The sequence below is a fragment of the Adlercreutzia equolifaciens genome (genome assembly GCF_029076695.1).
GTDB classification, from domain to species: Bacteria; Actinomycetota; Coriobacteriia; order Coriobacteriales; family Eggerthellaceae; genus Adlercreutzia; species Adlercreutzia equolifaciens_A.
Genome location: NZ_JARFIK010000623.1, coordinates 1 through 288 on the forward strand (window position 1 = coordinate 1; position 288 = coordinate 288).

The 288-nt window shown below is 58.7% G+C and carries 1 protein-coding gene; it reads right to left on the reverse strand.

The window, feature by feature from the left end:
- Nucleotides 1-288: hypothetical protein (locus PZH32_RS13870; RefSeq protein WP_275208850.1), on the reverse strand; the 288-nt coding region annotated here is incomplete at both ends.

A 288-nucleotide genomic window follows, 5' to 3' on the forward strand; every position in this document is an offset into this window, starting at 1 on the left:
TGGGAATCGTTAGACAAATCGTGGGCGGTGGTGGCAATGCGGGGGACATTGTTATCACAGCTGCTCAGGGTGCCCATATCGATGACGGTGCCGTGGTCGTCCGTGTCGACGGTGGTGTTGCCCTGGCTCAAATCGAACAGTTCGTTGGAAAGGCAGCGAATCTCCTCGACGTCGTACTGATCGAAGGGAAGGGCGCCCAAGGCGTCGTCGGGGGTCGTTTCGGTTTCCGTCGAGCCGCTGAACCATAGGCCGGCCTGGCTGTTGAGGGTGGTCTCATCAAGAATGAAG